This window comes from Acholeplasma hippikon, from assembly GCF_900660755.1.
Lineage (GTDB): Bacteria > Bacillota_I > Bacilli_A > Acholeplasmatales > Acholeplasmataceae > Acholeplasma > Acholeplasma hippikon.
The window spans coordinates 903,703-925,324 of the sequence record NZ_LR215050.1 but is presented as its reverse complement, the minus strand read 5'-3'; the positions used below and the strand labels follow the sequence as shown (position 1 = coordinate 925,324).

At 30.7% G+C, this 21,622-nt stretch carries 23 protein-coding genes; 22 read left to right on the top strand and 1 reads right to left on the bottom strand.

The genetic code is table 11. From position 1 onward, the window contains the following. Positions 1-21: 21 nt before the first annotated feature. The 12 genes from EXC59_RS04475 to EXC59_RS04420 all read left to right on the top strand — a co-directional run bounded on the left by EXC59_RS04475 (position 22) and on the right by EXC59_RS04420 (position 9,751). A complete protein-coding gene (locus tag EXC59_RS04475; RefSeq protein WP_162163917.1) occupies positions 22-795 on the top strand; it encodes an MBL fold metallo-hydrolase in 774 nt (257 codons plus the stop codon). Beyond that, complete coding sequence (gene rlmH / locus EXC59_RS04470; RefSeq protein ID WP_035368519.1) at positions 792-1,235, top strand: 23S rRNA (pseudouridine(1915)-N(3))-methyltransferase RlmH; 444 nt, start codon at positions 792-794, stop codon at positions 1,233-1,235. The genes EXC59_RS04475 and rlmH overlap by 4 nt, the downstream gene beginning before the upstream one ends. 10 nt (positions 1,236-1,245) lie before the next feature. After that, entirely contained in the window at positions 1,246-1,881 is a 636-nt protein-coding gene (locus EXC59_RS04465) for an HAD family hydrolase (protein WP_051658950.1), read from the top strand. Continuing rightward, entirely contained in the window at positions 1,871-2,437 is a 567-nt protein-coding gene (mscL, locus tag EXC59_RS04460) for a large conductance mechanosensitive channel protein MscL (RefSeq protein WP_051658949.1), read from the top strand. Before EXC59_RS04465 ends, mscL begins: the two co-directional genes overlap by 11 nt. Positions 2,438-2,699: 262 nt before the next feature. Beyond that, entirely contained in the window at positions 2,700-3,722 is a 1,023-nt protein-coding gene (gene aroF / locus EXC59_RS04455) for a 3-deoxy-7-phosphoheptulonate synthase (protein ID WP_162163916.1), read from the top strand. Further along, on the top strand, positions 3,719-4,549 hold the full coding sequence (locus tag EXC59_RS04450; protein ID WP_035368515.1) for a prephenate dehydrogenase: 831 nt from the start codon (positions 3,719-3,721) through the stop codon (positions 4,547-4,549). Before aroF ends, EXC59_RS04450 begins: the two co-directional genes overlap by 4 nt. Next, positions 4,530-5,534 (top strand): 3-dehydroquinate synthase, encoded by a 1,005-nt coding sequence (gene aroB / locus EXC59_RS04445; RefSeq protein WP_162163915.1) that lies wholly within the window; start codon positions 4,530-4,532, stop codon positions 5,532-5,534. Before EXC59_RS04450 ends, aroB begins: the two co-directional genes overlap by 20 nt. After that, positions 5,527-6,768 carry a 3-phosphoshikimate 1-carboxyvinyltransferase gene (gene aroA / locus EXC59_RS04440; RefSeq protein ID WP_162163914.1) on the top strand — a complete coding sequence of 414 codons (1,242 nt, stop codon included), beginning with the start codon at positions 5,527-5,529 and terminating at the stop codon, positions 6,766-6,768. The genes aroB and aroA overlap by 8 nt, the downstream gene beginning before the upstream one ends. Further along, on the top strand, positions 6,765-7,022 hold the full coding sequence (locus tag EXC59_RS04435; protein ID WP_162163913.1) for a chorismate mutase: 258 nt from the start codon (positions 6,765-6,767) through the stop codon (positions 7,020-7,022). The genes aroA and EXC59_RS04435 overlap by 4 nt, the downstream gene beginning before the upstream one ends. Further along, positions 7,019-7,819 (top strand): shikimate dehydrogenase family protein, encoded by an 801-nt coding sequence (locus EXC59_RS04430; RefSeq protein ID WP_035368511.1) that lies wholly within the window; start codon positions 7,019-7,021, stop codon positions 7,817-7,819. The genes EXC59_RS04435 and EXC59_RS04430 overlap by 4 nt, the downstream gene beginning before the upstream one ends. After that, positions 7,794-8,777, top strand: a complete 984-nt coding sequence (locus tag EXC59_RS04425; RefSeq protein WP_035368509.1) for a chorismate synthase — start codon at positions 7,794-7,796, stop codon at positions 8,775-8,777. Before EXC59_RS04430 ends, EXC59_RS04425 begins: the two co-directional genes overlap by 26 nt. Further along, positions 8,777-9,751 (top strand): aromatic acid exporter family protein, encoded by a 975-nt coding sequence (locus EXC59_RS04420; protein WP_035368508.1) that lies wholly within the window; start codon positions 8,777-8,779, stop codon positions 9,749-9,751. The genes EXC59_RS04425 and EXC59_RS04420 overlap by 1 nt, the downstream gene beginning before the upstream one ends. A gap of 13 nt (positions 9,752-9,764) precedes the next feature. On the opposite strand, the gene EXC59_RS04415 is transcribed toward EXC59_RS04420, so the two are convergent. Further along, positions 9,765-11,000 carry a hydroxymethylglutaryl-CoA reductase, degradative gene (locus EXC59_RS04415; protein WP_162163912.1) on the bottom strand — a complete coding sequence of 412 codons (1,236 nt, stop codon included), beginning with the start codon at positions 10,998-11,000 and terminating at the stop codon, positions 9,765-9,767. Between the two features lie 100 nt (positions 11,001-11,100). On the opposite strand from EXC59_RS04415, the gene EXC59_RS04410 reads away from it, so the two are divergent. From EXC59_RS04410 to nth, 10 genes are all read left to right on the top strand, one after another. Further along, positions 11,101-12,249, top strand: coding sequence for a hydroxymethylglutaryl-CoA synthase (locus tag EXC59_RS04410; protein WP_162163911.1), 1,149 nt, complete (start codon positions 11,101-11,103; stop codon positions 12,247-12,249). Positions 12,250-12,410: 161 nt separating this feature from the next. Beyond that, on the top strand, positions 12,411-13,586 hold the full coding sequence (locus tag EXC59_RS04405) for a glucoamylase family protein (protein WP_035368507.1): 1,176 nt from the start codon (positions 12,411-12,413) through the stop codon (positions 13,584-13,586). Beyond that, positions 13,571-15,184: a glycoside hydrolase family 13 protein gene (locus EXC59_RS04400; RefSeq protein WP_162163910.1), complete on the top strand. Its 1,614-nt coding sequence runs from the start codon at positions 13,571-13,573 to the stop codon at positions 15,182-15,184. Before EXC59_RS04405 ends, EXC59_RS04400 begins: the two co-directional genes overlap by 16 nt. Continuing rightward, entirely contained in the window at positions 15,181-16,137 is a 957-nt protein-coding gene (locus EXC59_RS04395; RefSeq protein WP_162163909.1) for a LacI family DNA-binding transcriptional regulator, read from the top strand. The genes EXC59_RS04400 and EXC59_RS04395 overlap by 4 nt, the downstream gene beginning before the upstream one ends. 101 nt (positions 16,138-16,238) lie before the next feature. Then, entirely contained in the window at positions 16,239-16,550 is a 312-nt protein-coding gene (locus EXC59_RS04390; RefSeq protein ID WP_162163908.1) for a carbohydrate binding domain-containing protein, read from the top strand. A 90-nt stretch (positions 16,551-16,640) separates the two neighbouring features. Continuing rightward, positions 16,641-18,584: an ATP-dependent DNA helicase RecG gene (locus EXC59_RS07130; protein WP_162163907.1), complete on the top strand. Its 1,944-nt coding sequence runs from the start codon at positions 16,641-16,643 to the stop codon at positions 18,582-18,584. A 33-nt stretch (positions 18,585-18,617) separates the two neighbouring features. Next, positions 18,618-19,619, top strand: a complete 1,002-nt coding sequence (plsX, locus tag EXC59_RS07125; RefSeq protein WP_162163906.1) for a phosphate acyltransferase PlsX — start codon at positions 18,618-18,620, stop codon at positions 19,617-19,619. Next, on the top strand, positions 19,616-20,269 hold the full coding sequence (gene rnc, locus EXC59_RS04380; RefSeq protein WP_035368505.1) for a ribonuclease III: 654 nt from the start codon (positions 19,616-19,618) through the stop codon (positions 20,267-20,269). The genes plsX and rnc overlap by 4 nt, the downstream gene beginning before the upstream one ends. Further along, complete coding sequence (locus EXC59_RS04375; RefSeq protein WP_162163905.1) at positions 20,262-20,885, top strand: DnaD domain protein; 624 nt, start codon at positions 20,262-20,264, stop codon at positions 20,883-20,885. The genes rnc and EXC59_RS04375 overlap by 8 nt, the downstream gene beginning before the upstream one ends. Further along, a complete protein-coding gene (gene nth, locus EXC59_RS04370) occupies positions 20,882-21,529 on the top strand; it encodes an endonuclease III (RefSeq protein ID WP_035368503.1) in 648 nt (215 codons plus the stop codon). The genes EXC59_RS04375 and nth overlap by 4 nt, the downstream gene beginning before the upstream one ends. The last annotated feature ends 93 nt before the right edge of the window (positions 21,530-21,622 follow it).

The following is a 21,622-nucleotide window of genomic DNA, read 5'->3' as shown; positions in this document are numbered from 1 at the left end:
ACAATAAATGTAGGTGATTAAATGGAAATATTTGTATTAGCATCTGGGTCTAAAGGAAACATGACATATGTGAAAGAAAATAACTTCACTTTTTTTATAGATGCAGGCATAACTTACAGTAAGATGGTTGCTAAAATGAAAGCTTATGGAGAAGATGAGCAAAATGTTCATACTTTATTTTTAACTCATGAGCATCAGGACCATATAGCAGGATTAAAAACGTTACTTAAACAAGGTCAAATTAAAGAGGTATTTTTAACAAAAGGAACGTATCAAGCGCTTTCAAATGAGATTAAAGAACTACTTCCTCAAATATATATAATTAAGGCAGATGAGGATTTTTTTGTTAAAGATATGAAGGTCACACCAATTATGTTATCTCATGATGCGTTTGAACCAGTAGGGTTTATATTTATTAATAAAGAGCAAAAGAAGGTTGTTTTATTAACTGATACAGGATATGTTGATCAAAGTTATATTGAACCAATCAGTGATGCAGACCTTTATATTTTGGAGTCCAATCATGACCCTAAAAAACTCTTAAATTCATCACGACCTTTTTCTCTAAAACAACGAATTTTAGGCGTAACCGGACACCTTTCAAATGATGATGCAGCAAGTATAATTAACAAAGCTGTGAAATCCAAAAAAGCCGTCTGGATAGTGGCTCATATTTCAGATGATTGCAACGATATTTTTGATATTGAAAAGGCAATTGTTGAACACATTGATGATCCATTAAAAATTGAGGTTTTATATGCTTCACAAGAATCATTAGCAGGTATAAAAATATGAAAATTAAAGTTATTGGAGTAGGAAAAATTAAACAAAAAGAGCTATTGAGTTTAATTGATGATTACACAAAGCAAATTAAAGATATTTCAATTATTGAAATCCCTGATGAAAAAGATAGTAATGGTATGGAGAAAGAAGGTAAACAAATTCTTTCTAAACTAGATAATGAAGATTACGTGATTGCACTTGCAATCGAAGGTAAACAATTAGACAGTGTTGGTTTTTCTGAACTATTAGATAAAGTTCAAACCTTTCATTCATCATCAATTGCTTTTATTATAGGTGGCTCTTATGGATTATCAGACCAAGTCAAACAAAGAGCTAACTTTCTATTAAGTTTTTCAAAAATGACTTTTCCACATCAACTGATGCGTTTAATGCTTGTTGAACAAATATATAGAGCACTTGCAATACTGAAAAATCACCCATATCACAAATAAGGATTTAGACATGACAATATTTTTTGATTTTAATGGAACAATTATTGATGATTTAGAACTAACATTCAATCTTTTAAATCAAATGTTAGTAGAAGAAGGACATCAAACAGTTACACTTGAACGATATTTAGATATTTTTGATTTCCCAATCAAAGATTATTATATTAAAGCGGGATTTGATTTTAAAAAATCAAGTTTTGAAGAATTAGCGGTTAGATTTATCAATAGATATCAACCTCAAAGTATGCATTTGAAACTACACGAAGGTCTTATACAAACGGTGTTAGATTTGAAGAAGGAAGGACATCGTGTTGTTGTCCTATCAGCGTCAAAATATAATAATCTATTAGAACAAATGAAACATTATCAAATTGATACACTATTTGATGATATTTTAGGCATTAATGATATTTATGCAAATTCAAAGGTTGAATTAGCAAAAAAATATGTGGAAGAAAATAAATTAGTTAGCGATGAAATATTTGTTGTTGGTGATACACTTCATGATAATGAAGTTGCTACAGCCTTAAACGGAAAAATGATATACTATAGTAAAGGGCATCAAGCTCGCCACCGTTTCAAAGACGGTATTATCATTGACCATTTTAAAGAACTAAAAAAGGAGATATATAAAAATGGACGATAAAGTAAAAGTAAAAGTTCGCGCAAAAGTAAAGGGCTTCATGCATGGATTCAAAGATTTTATTACTAAAGGTAATGTAGTCGATATGGCTATTGGGGTTATCATTGGTGGTGCATTTGGTAAAATCATTACATCGTTAGTTAATGATATTATCATGCCTCCAATAGGGGTATTATTAGGTGGAGTAGATTTTAAAGATCTTAAAGCATTAATTCACCAAACACCACTATTAGATGATGCAGGTAATCAAATTATTGTTGATGGTGTTGCACAATTTGATAAAGTATATATTCAATATGGAAACTTTATTCAAATTATTTTAGAATTTTTAATTATTGCGTTCGCAATTTATTTTGCACTATTCTTCTTAATTAGAAGAAAACAACTTCAAGAACAATTAGTTGCACAAGAATTAGCGAAAATGGAAGCTGAAAAGACTGAGGCAGAACAAGCAGCCGCAGAAGCTCAAGCGCAAGATGAACCAATTGTTCCTGAAATTCCAGTTGATATTCAATTATTAACTGAAATTAGAGATTTACTAAAAAAAGAAAATAAATAATTGAAGTTTTAAATATATTAGTTGTCTTTTAAAAAATCTTATGTTAGGATATTTATAATCATAAGAAAGTTGGGTATTTCAATGATTAAATTAACATTCTCTTATTATTACTATTATAGACAGTAAAAGGATTTGCAGAAAATGCATTCCTTTTTGTAGTAGTTAAATAAGGAATGTCACCCATACATAGTCAATTATTACTAGACTCCTTAAGGGCACATTACCTTAAGGAGTTTTATTTTTTACAAAGGAGAACAGTAAAATGATTGTACAAATGAAAAAGGATGTAACAGAAAAAGAGGTATCAAATCTTCAAAACTACCTAAAAGAAAAAGGATTTGGTATTAAGGACGCATCAAGTGATGATGTTGTTTTATTTGGTATCTTAGGAGACGTTAAATCTTTAGATATTGATCAAATTAAAGTATTTGCAGGAGTTGAAAATGTAACTAGAATTTCTAGCCCATTTAAACTTGCAAGTAAACACTTCAAGAAAGAACCAACAATTGTCACATTAAAAAATGGTGTTCAAATTGGTGGAGATGAATTTGTCGTAATGGCTGGTCCATGTTCTGTAGAATCTGAAGAACAACTACGCATAATTGCTAAAGCAGTATATGATAGTGGATCTAGAATTTTAAGAGGAGGCGTTTTCAAACCACGTACAAGTCCTTATGCATTCCAAGGATTAGGTATTGAGGGATTAAAATTAATGAGAAAAGTTGCCGATGAACTAGGAATGGCAATTGTTACAGAATTAATGGGTACAGAACATTTAGACGAGTTTGTAAAATATGTTGACATTATCCAAATTGGTGCACGTAACATGCAAAACTTTGATTTATTAAAGGCTGTTGGTAGAACAAACACACCAGTTTTATTAAAACGTGGATTATCAAACACAATTGAAGAATGGTTAATGAGTGCTGAATATATCCTTGCTAGTGGTAATGAAAATGTAATCCTTTGTGAACGTGGCATCAGAACATTTGAAAAATATACAAGAAATACATTAGATATTTCTGCTGTCTTAGCCGTTAGAGAACTATCTCATCTACCAGTTATTATAGACCCTAGTCATGCCGCAGGAAAATGGGAAATGATTGAACAATTATCCCTTGCATCAATGGCTGTTGGAGCAGATGGTTTAATCGTTGAAGTTCATCATGAACCAGAGAAAGCATTGAGTGATGGCGCACAAAGTTTAAAACCAAAAAAGTTTGATGAAATGATGGCTAAACTGGAAAAATTATCTACTGTGTTAGATAAAAAAGTAAAACGATGAAAATATTTGTTGTTGGATTAGGTTTAATGGGAAGTACTTTTGCAGAAAGTCTAATGCGCAAAGGTCACCAGGTTTTTGGTTTTGATAAAGATCAAAAAGTTATTGAAAAGGCAATCAAAGACCAAGTTATTTATGATAGCAATTTAGATTTAATCGATGAAGCTGATTTAATCATGTTATGCTTATACCCAAAACAAAATATAGAGTTTGTTAGAACACATAAAAATCGCTTTAATAAGCAATTAATAACAGATATATCTGGAACAAAGGTGCACATGATTAACGAGATTTTATCAATCTTACCTCATATACGTTATGTTTCAACTCACCCAATGGCGGGTCGTGAAAAAAACGGATATGATAATAGAGATTTAACAATGTTTAAAGATGCAAACTTCTTAATTGTTAAGAATGAAAACTCAACAATGAAAGATATTAAATTAATTGAAGGTCTTGCCAAAGAATTAGCATTTGGTAGAATAACTACTTTAGATCCTAGAGAACACGATCAATTAATTGCACATACTTCACAATTAACACATTTACTGGCAGTTAGTTTAATGTTATCTGATGATTCAGTGCATACAAAAGATGCAACTGGAGATTCATTTAGAGATTTAACTAGAATTGCTAAGATAAATGAAGAAATGTGGTCTGAATTATTTATGGACAATAAAGAAGCGTTAATCGAAGAAACAAATCGTTTTATTAGTGTATTAGAAAATTTAAAAAATATGATTAAACATGAAGATTATAGTCAGTTAAAATCAAACTTGAGAAAATCTAAAGAAAAGAGGATCAGTTTTGATGAATCTAAAAGTAGATAATTATGAAATTATAATAAAAGAAAACTTATTTTTTGATTTTGATAATCAAATTAAAAAAGTATATACAGGCGATAAATTATTTATTGTGACTGATGATAATCTTTTTAAAGTATATGAAGAAAAATTAAAAAATGCATTACATAGTTTTAAGTTAGAATTTGTTGTTATTCCAAGTGGTGAAAATTCTAAATCAATGAAGATATATGAAAAAGTTGTCAGTGAATTGATTAGAAAACATATTAGAAGAAATCAGATGATTGTTGCTTTTGGTGGTGGTGTTGTTGGTGATTTAGCAGGATTTGTTGCAGGTACAGTTTTAAGGGGCGTACCTTTCATCCAAATCCCTACTAGTTTACTTGCAATGGTAGATTCATCAATTGGAGGAAAAGTAGGTATTGATTTACCAGAAGGTAAAAACTTAGTAGGTTTATTTAATAATCCTAAAGTTGTTTTAATTGATCCAAATTTACTTCAAACGCTACCGGTTGATGAATATAGAAACGGATTAGCCGAAGTCATAAAAGCTGGAATCATTGGGGATTATTCAATTCTAGAATACTTAAAGAAACATGACAAATTAACAATAAATGAGATTATTAAATCAATAGAAGTCAAAAGAAAAATTGTTTTAAAAGATCCTTTTGAAAAAAATGAAAGAATGTACTTAAACTTTGGGCATACATTTGGTCATGCAATTGAACGTCATTTTGATTATGCAATTAAACATGGAATTGCAGTAGCCTATGGAATGTTAATAGCGCTTGATGAAGGCGTTAAACGAGGTATTACAAAAAAAGAATTATATGAGGAAATTAAAGCTCTGTTATTAAGATTAAAGTTAGTGAAAGAACCCCTTCTTGTAATGAAAGATTTTGTGTCATACATTGCAAGTGATAAGAAACAGTTAAGCGATGGATTAAGATTTGTTTTCATGAGTGATTATGAAAAGCCAGAAATACATAAAGGAGTGATTTTTGATGCTTGAAATTATACCAAGTAAACTAAATGGGAAAATAAGTATTGTTTCATCTAAATCATTATCACATCGTTATGTGATTGCAGCTGCATTAGCAGAAGGGGAATCCATTATTTCAAATATTCTAGACTCAGATGATTTAGTCGCAACCAAAGAAGCACTTATTGGATTAGGGGCAACAATTGACGGGGAAAAAATAATAGGAACTAAGATAAAGAGAATTAATAAAGTAATAGATGCAAATGAATCAGGATCTACACTAAGATTCTTAATTCCTATTGCGATGCTTCAAGATGAAGTGATTGAATTTAAAGGAAAAGGAAAACTTCCAACACGTCCTTTAAATGTATATAAAGACATGTTCCATCATAAATATTACTTTGTACAAAGAACAAAAAATGAATTACCTTTAGAAGTTAAAGGACCACTTCAAAGTGGAGTTTATATGTTACATGGAAATATTAGTTCACAGTTTATCACAGGATTATTATATGCACTACCACTTGTTAATGGAGATAGTAAAATCATTGTGACAACTGAATTAGAGTCAAAAGGATATGTTGATTTAACTTTAGATGTTTTAAAACAATTTGGTATTGAAATTGAATATAAACAAAATGTTTTTTATATCAAAGGTAATCAAAAATATCTTCCTTTAAAAACTTCTGTTGAAGGAGATTACTCTGGAGCAGCATTCTTTATTGTAGCTGGTTTAATTTCTAATGGTTTAATCTTAAATGGATTAAGAGAAGAGAGTCTTCAAGGAGATAAAGAAATTATTAATTTTGCAAAACAAATGGGTGGTAAACTTAATTTTGTTGATGGAAAATTAGTTGTTGAAAAATCTGATACAAAGGGTATAACAATTGATATCGGTCAAACACCAGATTTAGGGCCAATTTTAATGGTTCTAGGTAGTTTATCAGAAGGTGTTACAACAATTACAAACGCATCTCGTTTAAGAATTAAAGAATCTGATCGTTTAGATGCGATGGTAAAAAATTTAACGAAGTTAGGTGTTAAGATAGAAGTAGATGGTGATACTGCAAAAATCTATGGACAAAAAGAACTTAAAGGCGGTGTAACGGTTGAAACCTTTGGAGACCATAGAATCGCAATGAGTATGGCAGTAGCAGCATTAAGATGTGATTCACCAATCACATTAGATGATGAGAAAGTTGTATCAAAGAGTTATCCAACCTTCTTTGAGGAATTTGTAAGATTAGGCGGCATAACCAAATGAAAGATATAACTGAATTACGTAAGGAAATTGATTTACTAGACAAAAGGTTAGTAGAAATACTAGAAAAAAGATTTAAAGTTGTCAAAGCAATTGGAGAATATAAGAAAATCAACCATCTTCCAATCTTTGATAAAGAAAGAGAAAAATTCGTTTTAGAGTCAAAAAAAGAACTTCTTACCAAAGAGGAAGACTTTGAATATTACAAACGCATTTTTCAGTTGATTATGGATATTTCCAAGGAGATGGAAAAATGAAAAATTTCGCTTTAATTGGTAAAAACATTGGGCATTCAATTTCACCTTTTTTACATCAAGAAATTGCTAGAATCTACAATCTTAAGTTAACTTATCAGATATTAGATTTGCAAACAGGTGGTCAGTTAGAAGAAGTTATTCAAAAACTAAAGAAGAAAGAATTACATGGGGCAAATGTAACGATTCCATATAAAGAAGATATCTTAATTTATTTAGATGATATTACATATGAAGCAAAGCAAATTGGTGCCATTAATACAATCTTTTTGGATAACAAGATAGCTGTTGGAGCAAACACTGATTATAATGGTTTAATTGGTTTAATACGCCATAGTAAAATTCATATAAAAGATAAAAATGTAATCATCTTAGGTACGGGTGGTGCAAGCAAAGCTGCACTTAAAGTATGTAAAGATTTAGGTGCGAATGTAACAATAGTTACGCGCGATAAACAAAATAAGACAATGCATGATAAGATTATTACTTATAATGAATTAGATCCGTTAATATATGATGTTGTGATTAACGCAACCCCAATTGGCATGTTTCCAAATGTTGATGCCTCACCATTAAAAAGCGAATTTGTTAAAGATAAAATTGTCATTGATTTAATCTATAATCCTGTTGAAACAAAAATGATGAAAGAAGCTAAGATTGCAATCGGTGGCATGGATATGTTAATTATTCAAGCAATTCAATCGGAATCATTATGGTTTAAGAAAAAATTAGAAATTACTGATGAAATCATTAGTGAGTTAAGGAGTCTATGTAATGAATACATACGGAACACTTTTTAAAGTAACGCTCTATGGTGAATCACATCAAGATGCAATTGGTGTTGTCATTGATGGGGTAATGCCCGGATTAAAGATCAACTGGGATTTAGTAAACAATGATTTAAAGTTACGTCGTCCTGGTGCTGTTGGAACAACGCCGCGTGTTGAAAAAGATGAGTTAATTGTTACATCCGGTATCTTTAACGGATACGCAACAGGGTCTCCAATTCATGTCATGATTAAAAATGAGAATGTAATTTCTAAAGATTATAGTCATTTGGTTAAACAGCCAAGACCAGGGCATGCGGATTTTGTAGCATCAATTAAATATAGAGGATACCATGATTATCGTGGTGGTGGTAGATTCTCGGGACGTTTAACAACACCACTTGTTGTAGCTGGAGCAATCGCCAAACAAATGTTACCTTTTGAATTTAGTCACAAGTTAGTTCAAGTGGGTAACCTAAAAGATATGTCTAAACTAGATGAATATTTAAGAGAAATTCATGAAAAAGGTGAATCTGTTGGTGGTATAATTGAATTAACAGTTAAAAACATGACAATCGGCATTGGTGAACCAATGTTTGAAAAATTAGAAAGTAAAATTGGTCAAATGTTATTTACAATACCAGCAGTAAAAGGTGTCGAAATCGGCACTGGTTTTGATGGTGTTGAAATGTATGGATCAGAGTTTAATGATGTTTATGAAGACGAAACAGGTAAAACATTGACAAACCATTCTGGTGGTGTTTCAGGTGGCATTTCAAATGGGAACAACTTAGTTGTAAAAGTCTTTGTGAAGCCAACATCAAGTATTGGTAAAAAACAAGAATCATTTAACTTTGAAACAAATAAAAAAGAAACATTTGAGGTTGGTGGAAGACATGATACCGCAATTGTTCGACGCGCAGGTATTGTCTTAGAAAATGCACTTGCTATTGTTTTAGCTGATTTATACTTATGGAGTAAAATATACTAATGATAAAACCAGTTATTCATACAACAATAAAATTAGTTATCGTCGGGGTCATTTCCGGTTTAATCGCATATCTTTTAGGCATCGAAAATTTTATTCTAGTAGGAGTAATCGGTATTCTTTCCGTATCAATTACGAAGAAAGACTCACTTGTTAATGGATTAAAACGATATATTGATGTTTTATTTGCATTAACTTTATCAACTATACTATATTTATTATTCGGTTTTGAGTTACACATTCTAGTTTTATTTATTGCCTTATTCGTTTTTGGTTCTTATGCTACTAAAATTGATGTTGGTTTAGTACCAAGTATCGTTTTAGCAAATCATGTATATGCTTATCAAGGTTTTGATTGGCCATTCTTTATTGATGAAGTATTAATTATTACAATTGGTACAGGTGTTGCCCTTTTAGTTAGTATGTTATATCCACAAGATTGGAATAAGAAAATTAAAGAACAAATTTTAGATGTTGATCAAAAAATTAAAGATTATTTATTTATGTTGAGTATTCTTTTAAATCAAAAAGAAGGAAAAGAAGTTTTCTTTGAACATCACATTTTATTAAACCAAGAGATTACTAAGAAAATTAATGATGCTGAAATTGTAGATAAAAATATCATTTTCCAAAATGATCACAGATATTTAGCATACTTATATATGAGACGTAATCAAGTGAATTATATCAATAATATGTATAAGAGTGCAGCCAAGATTAAGTTCTACCACGAATATCAAAAAATCATTGCTAAATATATTGAAGAACTTATTCAAGATATCGGTGATGAAAATAAAGCAAATTATCAACTAGAAAAACTAAAAAATCTAAGAGATAAATTTAGTAAAGAAGAATTACCTAAGACAAGAACTGAATTTGAAACTCGTGCGATGCTATTTCATATTATTGAAGACTTAGACAGTATGTTAAATGCAAAGAAGTTATTTCATGAAAGATATCCTGATTTTGAAATATAAAAAATAAAATCCTTCATAACGAAGGATTTTTTGTTAAATAAGCTTTAGCTGTATCAAGAGTAATAGTGTTTCGATCAATCATATATTGAATAACTGCTTCAATTTGATCATCTTTCGCCCCTGCAGAAATTGCAATATTTCTCGCATGAAGTCTCATATGACCTTTATTGATTCCGTCAGTTGTAAGGGCATAAATAGCAGCGAAGTTTTGAGCTAAACCTAAACATGCAGCTACTTTCATTAATTCTTTTGCGGATGAAACATTTAAAATTTTTCTTGCAAGTTTCGCTTTAGGTAAAACCCCCATTGAACCACCCACGGTGCCAAGCGCTAGCGGGATTTCAATCGTACCTTTGATCATACCATCAATAACTTCCCACTTAGTGAGTGGTAAGTATTTACCAGTAATAGATGCGTATGCATGTGCACCAGATTCAATTGCACGTGTATCATTACCGGTTGCTAGCATTAATGCAGTAATACCATTCATAATACCTTTATTATGAGTTGCTGCACGGTATGGGTCAATTGAAGCATATAAATAAGCTTGATGGATTGATTCAGCAATTTTATCACTGAACTTCAAGGTTTTAGGATCTAATAAAACGGATGCCTTTACGACTGAAGATACAGCTAGGTTGGATAAAATACTCATTAATGTTTCAACTTGGTAAGTTGATTCAACATATTTAGCAATACGTTCTAAAATTGTATTAATTGTATTTGCGCCCATTGCATCTAATGTATCAATCGTCGCATATAGTGTTACAAAATTATGTTCCTTAATTTCAACACGATAACTTCTTAACCCACCACCTAATTCATGGATTTGAGGGTGAGCTATTTTAGCGAGTTCAAAAATTTTTGTTTCAATACCTAATAATGTATTTTTAAATGTTTCCTGGTCTTTAATATTCTTAAAAATAATTTGGCCAATCATTTCACGGCTTATAGATTCAATTTTAAATCCACCGTTACGTTCAATGATTTTAGCAGCATGTGCGGCACCAGCGATAACAGATGGTTCCTCTGTAGCCATTGGAATATGGTATTTTTGGCCTTCAATTAAAAAATCTGGGGCAATGCCTAGTGGAACTTCATAAGTTGTAATATAATTTTCTATAATGTGATTAAATGTATGGTCTCCCGCATGGATATCTAATGCTTCATCAAATAATGTAAGAGACTTTAATACATCTTTTCTTTCATTTACGTTCTTTTTATAAAATTGCGTGAATGGATTACTCATACTTTCACCTCGGTAGAAGTATTATAGCATGATATTATATCCAATTTACCTTCGGTATGGTATAATTTTCATGCAATAAATAAAGAATGGAGATTATAAATTGAAAATTGGAATAGACAAAATATCATTCTTTGTCCCTAAGTATTATTTAACTTTAGAAGATCTTGCAGTTGCTCGTCAAATTGACCCAATGAAATACACGAGAGGACTTATGCAAGAAAAGATGGCAATTACTCCATTAAATCAAGATACGATTTCCATGGCAGCAAATGCGGCTTTAAATATTTTAACAAATGAAGATATCGAAAAAATAGATTTAGTGATGTTTGCTACTGAGACTTCAGTTGATCATTCAAAAGCAGCAGCAACCAATTTAATTAGCATTTTAGGGTTAAAAAATCAAACCAGAGTGATTGAATTGAAACAAGCTTGTTATGCAGCAACAGCAGCTTTAAACTTTGCCAAAGGACACATCTTACAAAATCCGGACTCAAAAGTGTTAGTCGTTGCCTCTGATATTGCTAGATATGGCTTAAAGACAGATGGAGAAGCAACCCAAGGTGCTGGTAGTGTTGCGATGATTGTTTCAAAGGATCCTAAAATTACAGTGATTAACCAACATGCAGGGTTCTATAGTGATGATCTATATGACTTCTTTAGACCGAGTCATATGGACTATGCATTAGTGGAAGGACATTATTCAAATGAAATGTATAAAAAGTTCTTCAATGAATCCTACAATGATTTTTTAAATAAATCTAATCAAACATTAGATGATTTAAAGGCAGTTACCTTCCATATACCATATGTTAAGATTGGATTAAAAACATTAAGTTTTCTAACAAACCCTGATGAAAGATTAGATCTTTTTGAAAACTTTAAAGATGCCACAATTTATAATAAACAAATTGGTAATATCTATACAGGTAGCCTATATTTATCACTTATTTCATTATTGGAACAAGGAAACTTGAAGGATAATGAACAGATTGGATTGTACTCTTATGGTTCTGGAGCCATTGGAGAATTCTTCTCTATGACAACAGTAGAAGGATATAAGCATCATCTAAATAAAGTACATCACGAAAAAATGCTTAATGACAGAGTGAATTTGTCAATTGATGAATATGAAAATATATTTAATTCTATTATTAAAAATGACTTCATCTTTGATGATGAACCACACGAAGAAATTATTTTAAAACAAATTAAAAATTATAAAAGATACTATGAAAAGAAGAATACGTGAAAGTGTTCTTTTTTTATATTATTGTGAAAACGGCTGAAAAATTTAAAAAATAGGGTAAAATAACGGTGTGTCGAAACGTTTCAGTAGGGGTAATGTATGAGATATGAAAAAGAAAAAAATTATTAATAGAAGAGGTACAACATCGAGCTTTTAGACTACTCATGAAGTTAACAAATGATAGAGAAAATGAAAAAGGATATGGCTTAACGCTTGATCACAATTTAAAACCGGATGTTGCAAGTATTGCCTCTACCGGTTTTGTCTTATCAAGCTACATTATTGCCGACACTTATGGGTATCTACCAAGAAAAGAAATAGTAAAAAGAGTCAAAAAAACACTAGAAACTTTATGGTATAATGTTCCTCATTTTAAAGGATTTTTTGTTCATTTTGTTGATATTCATACAGCATCAAGATATAAAAAATCTGAATATAGCACAGTGGATACACTGCTATGTATCAAAGGCGTAATTGCAGTATCCTCTTACTTTGATGATTTAGAAATAAAGCATTTAGCAGACAAGATATTAAATCGAATTGAATGGGATTTCTTTATTGATCATCGTTCCGATAAAAAAAGATTTTACACGGCATACAATCCCGATAAAGATGGAGATTATGCAAATGGAGAAGCAGGCTTTATTTATTATTGGCATATGCTAGCAGAACAAATTGTTATGTATATTATTGCAGCAGGGTCAAAAAGACTAAGTAATGAAACTGCCCTTGAATTATACGAAGGATTTGAAAGAAACTTAGGTAGTTATCAAGGACATAAATATTACTATTCTCCAGGAAATACATTGTTTGTATACCAATACCCACTTTGCTGGTTAGATGGTAAAAATTGGATTAATAAAGATGGCTTTAGTTGGTATCAAAACTTAAAAAATGCAACATTAGGTCATCGTGCTTGGAATCTAAGAAATTATAAAAGGTTTAAAACATTTAGCCGTGAAACTTTTGGATTAACGGCAAGTTCATCACCAAATGGTTATAGTGTATTCCATTGTGTACCTTCAATTAGCAACAGCTATTTAACGGATGGTACTATTCAGCCAAACGCAATGATTGGATCATTGATTACAAATCCTAAAGAAGTTTTAAAGGCTTTATTCTATATGAAAGATATTCCTAAGGTTTGGACCAAATATGGCTTTGTTGACGCATATAACTTTGAAGATAGAAAATGGATATCCAAACAATTTATTACAATTGATAATGGTTTAGAAATGTTAATGGCGAACGCTTATTTATCAGGTGAAGTTGTTGCCTCATTTATGAATCATGAAATTATAAAGAGAGGATTAGAGGTGCTTCAATGGAAAAAAATTTAACTTGGTGGAAAAAAGGTGTAGTTTATCAAATTTATCCTTTATCTTTTAAAGATACAAATAATGATGGTATTGGTGATATTAAAGGTATTATTAGTGAACTAAACTATTTAAAAGATTTAGGTGTTGATATTATTTGGTTAAGTCCAATCTATGAATCTCCAATGGATGATAATGGTTATGATATTTCTAACTATTTAGCAATCAATCGGATGTTTGGAACGATGGAAGATGTTGATGAACTTATTTATGAAGTTCATCAAAGGGGAATGAGAATCATTATGGATCTAGTTGTGAATCATACTTCTGATGAGTATCCATGGTTTATAGAAGCTAGGAAAGATAGAAAAAGTAAATATCGAAATTACTATATATGGAAAGATGAACCAACTCCCGAAATTCATTCAATATTTTCTGGTTCAGCATGGGAATATAACGAACAAACAAATGATTATTATTTCCATTTATTTTCAAAAAAACAGCCTGATTTAAACTGGCAAAATCCAGAATTAAGAAAAGAAATTTATCATATCATAAATACTTGGTTAAATAAAGGAATTGATGGATTCAGAATGGATGTCATTGAATTAATTGGTAAAGATATTGATACGATAAGACTTGGTGACGGACCTTACATGGAAACTTATTTAAATGAAATGTATGAGAACTGTTTTAAAGGTAGAGATATCATGACTGTTGGTGAAATGAATGGTTTATCGCTCGAAAGAGCAGAAGAATTAACATCAAGAGAAAACATGGGCTTAAGCATGACTTTTAATTTCTCTCATCTATCAGTTGATGAAGAGAAAGGGAAAGGAAAATGGCATATAAAAAAACCTGACATGTTTGAGATGAAGAACATTTTAATTAAGAATAATGAAATATTTAAAAAAGGTGGTTGGAATGCACTTTTCCTATCTAATCATGATCAAGTAAGACAAGTTTCAAGATTTGGAAGTGAAAAGATGAGAACCAAATCTGCCCAAGCATTATTTACCATGTCCCTCTTACAACGTGGAACACCATTTATTTATCAAGGTGAAGAAATAGGAATGACTGGCATTCGTTTTATAAATATTACAGACTACAAAGATATTGAAACCATAAATTGGTATAAAGAAGCTACTGTGCAAGGATGGTCACATGAAAAAATTATGGCTACTATTTACAGTAAGGGTAGAGATAATTCAAGAACACCTATGCAATGGAATAAAGAAATTTATGCAGGGTTTAGCCAATATGAACCATGGTTACAGGTGAATCCAAATTATGTAGAAGTCAATGTATTAGATGAAATGAATAATTTTGATAGTGTGTATAACTATTTAAAACAAATGTTGAAACTCAGAAAAACGCATCGAGCACTTATTGATGGAGACTTTGAAGCGATTTACCCAGAAGAAAAAGATACATTTATTTATAAAAGATCAAATGAAAAGGAAAACTTTTTAATTATCAGTAATCTAAGTGATAAACAAGTAACATTAGATTTAGAAGCATTTAGTAAATATAAACTCATGCTTTCAAATGATGCAATAGAATTAAGTAAACAAACAATGATTAAGCCTTATCAGGCAGCAATATTTATGGAGGAAATATGACAATTAAGGATGTGGCAAAAAAAGCAGGCGTATCTATCTCAACTGCTTCTTATGCATTAAACGGGAAACCAAATGTACACCCAAAAACGAGAGATAGAATTTTACAAATTGCAGAGAGTTTAAATTATTATCCAAACGCTCATGCTAAGAACTTAAAATCAAGAAGAAGTAATAACATTGGAGTCTTCATTTATGGATTTGCAGGACCAATCTTCTCAGATTTACTTGAAGGGATTAATATGCAACTTCAAAAACATGGATACAATATCATCGTTTCCTCTGGAACAACCTCAAGCGTTCTTTTGAGACAAAGAAGTGTTGATGCAGCAATTATTTTTGACTCGAATTTAAAAGACCAAGAAATTAAAAACTTTTCAGAAAATCATCCGATTGTCGTATTAGATAGATATTTAGATGGTAAGAATATTTATCACTCGATGATTCAAAATAAAGAATTAGTCTATGATTTCATGAAAAAAGTCTTAATGGAGAAAAAATATAAAAAGATAGCATATCTTTCGGGTCCTGAAGATTCATTTAATAACATTGAAAGATACGAAGGTTTCAAACAAGCACTAAGTGAATTAAATATTAATAATCATGTATACCTACAAGGTGATTTCACAATAGAGGCGGGATATAATACTGCACTTCAACTAATTGAAAAAAATGAAATACCTGAGTTTATCTATTGTGCGAATGATGAATTAGCAGTAGGGGTTATCAAAGCGTTTAATGAAAAAGGAATAAAGATTCCGGAACAATGTGCACTTGCTGGATTTGATGGCATTCAACTAACGGATTTTATTACACCAAAACTTACAACAATTGCCATTAATCACTTTGAGTGGGGAAGACAAATCGCAGGATTTATTACAAGAATTTTAAGTAATCAAAATGCTTACCCACTTAAGAACCCAGATGCAAGCATATTGATGAGACAAACCATATGAATTTAAAAAAACTCATAGATAGTTTAACCTTGGAAGAAAAACTTGGCCAACTGATTATGCTGAGTCCAAATTTCTGAGTTGATACCATTTTCTTGTACTTTATGTTCTTTGCGGGAACTTATGAAATTGAATTTGATCTTAAAGCAGATGACGCTAGAAAGATTAGAGTAGCCTTAGAAGGTGCTGGTCTTTCTGGAGATGAAGCATTCAAGTATATCGATGCAACAACTGAATGGAAAACTATTAAATTAACTTACACATTTAACACTGATCAAATGAATAAAGCCTTAGATTTCTTCTTAGGTTCACTTACAACAGATAGAAATGGTGTAAAATTTGATGCTGAATATGATGTGTTAACTACACTTTATTTTAGAAATTTAAATGTAAAATACACTGAATTAGGATCATAATTTTAAAAAAGCCTTGATTGAAAAATTAAGGCTTTTCTTTTAGAAAAGAATATGTAAGAAATAAAAGATACCATATGTTATAATCAAGGTATGAATGTAGAGTTAATTAACCTAAATGGAGTAGGAGAAAAACTTTATCGATACTTTAAAGACAAAGGCATATGGAATACATATGACCTTGTTTCTTATTTACCAAAAAAGTATGAAAATTTTGCACAAGTACATTTTGATGAATTAAAACATAATGAGGTTGTCACAGTATCTGGTTATATTGAAACACAGCTGCAAATTATTAAGAAAAAAGTTCATTTTTTATCAACTTTTTTAAATGTAGATAATCACTCAATTAAATTATTAATTTTTGGAAGAAGTTACTTAGAAAATAAATTAAATATAGGAACCAAAGTAATTGTTCGTGGTAAATTTAATTTATTTACTAGAGAAATTAATGTAAGTGACATTATGTTTAATCACAACACACCAGAAATTAAACCGATTTATGGAATTGAAAATGTAAGTGATTTAACAGTTAGAAAACTGATTAAAGAAATTTTTGATAAAGATTTAGTTGATATCTATGAAACTTTACCTAAAGAGATTATTCATAAATATCACGTTATTCCAAGAAAACGTGCATTAGAACTTCTTCATTTTCCAACAAGTAAAGAAGATTTAGATAAAGCAATTGAACGATTAAAACGTGAAGAGGCATTTTTACATTTATTATCATATATTTATCAGTTGGCTCCAAAAACAAAAAGAGAGCCTATTTTATATGATATTAATGTGGTTAAATCATATATTAAACAATTACCGTATCAATTAACTTTAGACCAACAAGAAGCAGTTAATGATATATTTAGAGATTATAAGAAAAATGAATCATTATATCGATTGATCCAAGGTGATGTAGGTAGTGGCAAAACATTTGTTGGATTTTTAGCAGCAATAGGCATGATTTCAGCAGGTTATCAGGTCGCATTTATGGCACCAACAGAAATTCTTGCTCGACAACATTTTGAAAACTTTAAAGCGTATTTCAGTGATATTAGTGCAGAGTTATTAACATCAACTATTCAAAATAAAAAAGAAGTTTTAATTAATTTGGAAAACGGTAAAACAAAAATTGTTTTTGGCACACATATACTTGCAAGTAATCAATCAATTTTTAAAAATCTAGGGTTAGTAATAATTGATGAACAACATAAATTTGGAGTTGAAGTAAGAGACGAACTTATTGGAAAAGCAGTATATAAAGATACAATTTATTTAACCGCAACGCCAATTCCAAGATCATTAACATTAACTGCATTTGGTGACTTAGAAACGAGTATCATTCGCATGAAACCCGTTATTAAAGCGCCAGTCAAAACACATTTAATTAGTGATGATGATTTTGAAGCAATTGCAAGCATTTTAAGAGAAACACAAAAACGTGATGAACAAAGTTTTATTGTTGTTCCAGCTATTTTAGAAAATAATAAGAAGCACACCATTCATAGTGTGTATGCAAGATTAGAAATTTTATTTAATGATGAAAATCTTTATGTAATTCATGGCAAATTAAAACCACAAGAAATTGAAGATATCATGAATCGCTTTATCAATAATCCAAGAGGTATTTTATTATCTACCTCAATCATCGAAGTGGGCATTGATGTAAAGAATGCAACAACAATGATTATTATGGGGGCGGAAAACTTTGGTTTATCTAGCCTGCACCAGTTAAGAGGTCGAATTGGTAGAGGTAGTAAAAGCGGTAATTGTTATTTAGCAAGTGCAAACTTAGATAAAGAAAGACTTCAAATGTTAACTGAAACAAACGATGGATTCTTACTTGCTGAATATGACTTAAAATTAAGAGGGCCAGGCCAATTCTCAGGAGTTTTACAGTCAGGTCAATTAAATTTTAAATATATTGATTTATCCACGGATTTAAAACTTTTAACTGAAATGAAAAATGATGCGAAATATTTCGCAGAAAATATTGAAAAATATCAGTATTTAAAAAAGAGAATTTTAAATATTAAGTGATATAATCTATTTATTGAAAGATGAGGTATTTTTATGATTCGAATTGCAATTGATGGCATGGGTGGAGATCATGCACCGGAGCAAATTTGCTTAGGAACAATGGATGCTCTTAATAAATTTAATGATATTGAAATTACAATTTTTGGTGATGAATCAAAGATGAAACCTTTCTTAAAGGAACATCCAAGATTAAAAGTTATCCACACACCAAAAGCTTTTGACATGGGAGTTAAAGATATTGGCCGTGATACATTAAGAAATGATAAAGATACATCAATGTTGATGGCGCTTCAATATGTTAAAGATGGTCATGCTGATGCAGTCGTTTCAGCTGGTCCAACACAAGCATTAATCTTCTCATCATACTTTTTGGTTAGACCAATGAAAGAAATGAGTAGAGTTGCCATTGCTCCAATGATTCCACACTTAAGCGGAAAACCAACAATGTTACTTGATGCTGGTGGAAATATTGATGCGAAACCAGAACAACTTGTAGACTTTGCAGTCTTTGCTACCGTCACATTAGAAGAAGTTTATGGATTAAAAGAACCTAAGGTGGGTTTAATTAATATTGGTACTGAAAAAGGAAAAGGTAGAGATTTAGAAGTTGAAACTTATGAACTTTTAGAACAACACCCTAATATTCATTTTTTTGGTAACTTAGAGCCAAAAGAATTGTTAGAAAGTGAAGCGAACATTCTATTATCAGATGGTTTCACTGCAAATATTGTCATGAAAACCGTTGAAGGTGCTGCTAAATCAACAGGTAAGATTTTAAAACGAGAAATCATGCGTTCTAAATTCTCAGCTATAATTGCTAAAGTATTCTTAGGAAAAGCATTAAAAAATTATAAGAAATCATTATCACCTGATGAAGTTGGTGGTGCATTAATTGCAGGGTTAGAAAAAGTTGTTGTAAAAGCACACGGTTCCTCAAATGCGTATGCATATGTTAATGCGATTCGCCAAGCAAAGACAATGGTTGAAAAAGATGTAATTGGAAAGGTTAAGAAGGTATTAGGAGAAAAAAGATGAATGAATTATTCGAAAAATTAGGTATTACGCCTAAAAATATAGATTTATACATTCAAGCATTAACTCATACTTCTTATGCACACGAAAATAAAACCGATCATTATGAAAGGTTAGAATTTTTAGGGGATGCAGTTATACAGATAATCATTAGCGATTATCTGTATAAACATGACCCTCGCGACCAAGGTTATTTAACTAAACGTCGCGCGCAAAGTGTACGAGAAGAAGCGTTATTTTTATTTGCTGAAAAAATAGATTTAGCAAAATATATGAAGCTTGGAAATGGTGAACAAGAAGCTAAACAAAGTATGATTGCAGATGCTTTTGAAGCTTTATTTGCAGCAATTTATCTAGATCTTGGAATTGAAACTGCATTTTTAGTGTTTGAGCGAGTGATGTTACCTTATTTAACACTGGTTGAAACATTGAAGGATTATAAAACGCAATTACAAGAGTTTATCCAACTAGAAAGAAAGAGTTTAACCTACCGTACCGTTCGTACAGGAGGTCCATCACACCGTCCTATCTTTAAATCGGATGTTTTACTTGAAGGGGATATTATTTTAGGGTCAGGTATTGGGTCATCTACAAAAGATGCCGAGCAAAAAGCTGCGAAAGAAGCACTAATGAAGGTTGTTAAAGATGTCTAACTTAATACGTAAATTATATGAGGATCATTTTTTAGAAATAGAGCCCCTTCTCACTAAAGAATCTAAAAGATTGAAACTCTCACCAAATGAATTAGTCGTTTTAAAAACACTATTTCAAATGCTTAAGAAAAGAGTTTTTTCAATTAAACAAATCGAAAAGAAGATTGAACTTCCAATCACAGATATTGAAAAAGCAGTAGATAAGCTAACAAATAAAGGTTTTGTTACATTTGCCTTAGAAACAAGAAATGAAAAACAAGTTGAAGTCTTTGATTTAAGTGGAACATTTGATTTAATTTCTAAATTATATGAAGAAGATTTAAGACAAATCGAAATACAAAAACATGAATCTAAGATTTCAATGGCGATTGAAATGATAGAAAATGCTTTAGGTAGAGTATTATCTGGAGCAGAATTAGAAATTGTTAAGTCGTGGTATGAAGAAAACACGCATACACATGAATTGATTATTTCAAAAATTGAAGAACACCAAACATCAGGTCGTTTCTCTGTTAAATTCTTAGATCGCATTTTAAATCAAACAAAATTACAATTAGCACCATCAGATGAAAAGACTGAGGAAGCTATTGATAGAATCTTTAAGGCAATCAAATGATTCCAATGGATATAAATTTTTTTCAAGATTATTTAGAGGAATTATTTCCTGATGCAAAAGCTGAATTAGATTTTACGAATCACTTTGAACTATTAATTGCAGTTGTCTTATCAGCACAAACAACAGATATTGCAGTTAATAAAGTGACACCAGCTTTATTTAAAAACTATCCAACACCGTTTGATTTAGCGAAAGCTGAAGTAACAGATGTTGAAAACTTGATTAAAACAATTGGTTTATATAAAAATAAAGCGAAAAATATTATTGAATTATCTAAAATTTTAGTCACTAAGCATCAAGGAATCGTACCAAATAATCGTGAAGCATTGGAAGCTTTACCTGGTGTTGGTAGAAAAACGACTAATGTGGTTTTATCAAACGCCTTTAATATCCCGGCTTTAGCTGTTGATACACATATTAATCGTATTTCTAAACGTTTAGGACTAGCATTACCAACTGATGATGTCTATCAAGTTGAAATGAAATTAAATGAGATTTTTCCAAGAGAGCGATGGTTGAAACTTCATCATCAACTTATCTTTTTTGGAAGATATCATTGTAAGGCACAAAAACCAAATTGTAGTGAATGTAAGATGAAAGACATGTGTCCTTTCTATCAAAACGACATATTAGGAAAAATGTAGGAGAAATTCTACATTTTTTATTTTTATAACCATATTTTTAAGTAAAAAATTAAAGATTTGAAACCTACAACATTCGTATAATAAATGTGTAAA

What these genes read in the sequence shown, in the direction of transcription:
- EXC59_RS04375 (WP_162163905.1), top strand. Translation starts at nt 20,262, where the DNA reads ATGTCTAACTTAATACGTAAATTATATGAGGATCATTTTTTAGAAATA.
- aroF (WP_162163916.1), top strand. Translation starts at nt 2,700, where the DNA reads ATGATTGTACAAATGAAAAAGGATGTAACAGAAAAAGAGGTATCAAAT.
- rlmH (WP_035368519.1), top strand. Translation starts at nt 792, where the DNA reads ATGAAAATTAAAGTTATTGGAGTAGGAAAAATTAAACAAAAAGAGCTA.
- EXC59_RS04475 (WP_162163917.1), top strand. Translation starts at nt 22, where the DNA reads ATGGAAATATTTGTATTAGCATCTGGGTCTAAAGGAAACATGACATAT.
- rnc (WP_035368505.1), top strand. Translation starts at nt 19,616, where the DNA reads ATGAATGAATTATTCGAAAAATTAGGTATTACGCCTAAAAATATAGAT.
- aroB (WP_162163915.1), top strand. Translation starts at nt 4,530, where the DNA reads ATGAATCTAAAAGTAGATAATTATGAAATTATAATAAAAGAAAACTTA.
- EXC59_RS04435 (WP_162163913.1), top strand. Translation starts at nt 6,765, where the DNA reads ATGAAAGATATAACTGAATTACGTAAGGAAATTGATTTACTAGACAAA.
- EXC59_RS04420 (WP_035368508.1), top strand. Translation starts at nt 8,777, where the DNA reads ATGATAAAACCAGTTATTCATACAACAATAAAATTAGTTATCGTCGGG.
- EXC59_RS07130 (WP_162163907.1), top strand. Translation starts at nt 16,641, where the DNA reads ATGAATGTAGAGTTAATTAACCTAAATGGAGTAGGAGAAAAACTTTAT.
- nth (WP_035368503.1), top strand. Translation starts at nt 20,882, where the DNA reads ATGATTCCAATGGATATAAATTTTTTTCAAGATTATTTAGAGGAATTA.
- EXC59_RS04425 (WP_035368509.1), top strand. Translation starts at nt 7,794, where the DNA reads ATGAATACATACGGAACACTTTTTAAAGTAACGCTCTATGGTGAATCA.
- EXC59_RS04430 (WP_035368511.1), top strand. Translation starts at nt 7,019, where the DNA reads ATGAAAAATTTCGCTTTAATTGGTAAAAACATTGGGCATTCAATTTCA.
- EXC59_RS04390 (WP_162163908.1), top strand. Translation starts at nt 16,239, where the DNA reads ATGTTCTTTGCGGGAACTTATGAAATTGAATTTGATCTTAAAGCAGAT.
- EXC59_RS04450 (WP_035368515.1), top strand. Translation starts at nt 3,719, where the DNA reads ATGAAAATATTTGTTGTTGGATTAGGTTTAATGGGAAGTACTTTTGCA.
- aroA (WP_162163914.1), top strand. Translation starts at nt 5,527, where the DNA reads ATGCTTGAAATTATACCAAGTAAACTAAATGGGAAAATAAGTATTGTT.
- EXC59_RS04415 (WP_162163912.1), bottom strand. Translation starts at nt 11,000, where the DNA reads ATGAGTAATCCATTCACGCAATTTTATAAAAAGAACGTAAATGAAAGA.
- EXC59_RS04400 (WP_162163910.1), top strand. Translation starts at nt 13,571, where the DNA reads ATGGAAAAAAATTTAACTTGGTGGAAAAAAGGTGTAGTTTATCAAATT.
- EXC59_RS04405 (WP_035368507.1), top strand. Translation starts at nt 12,411, where the DNA reads ATGAAGTTAACAAATGATAGAGAAAATGAAAAAGGATATGGCTTAACG.
- plsX (WP_162163906.1), top strand. Translation starts at nt 18,618, where the DNA reads ATGATTCGAATTGCAATTGATGGCATGGGTGGAGATCATGCACCGGAG.
- mscL (WP_051658949.1), top strand. Translation starts at nt 1,871, where the DNA reads ATGGACGATAAAGTAAAAGTAAAAGTTCGCGCAAAAGTAAAGGGCTTC.
- EXC59_RS04465 (WP_051658950.1), top strand. Translation starts at nt 1,246, where the DNA reads ATGACAATATTTTTTGATTTTAATGGAACAATTATTGATGATTTAGAA.
- EXC59_RS04395 (WP_162163909.1), top strand. Translation starts at nt 15,181, where the DNA reads ATGACAATTAAGGATGTGGCAAAAAAAGCAGGCGTATCTATCTCAACT.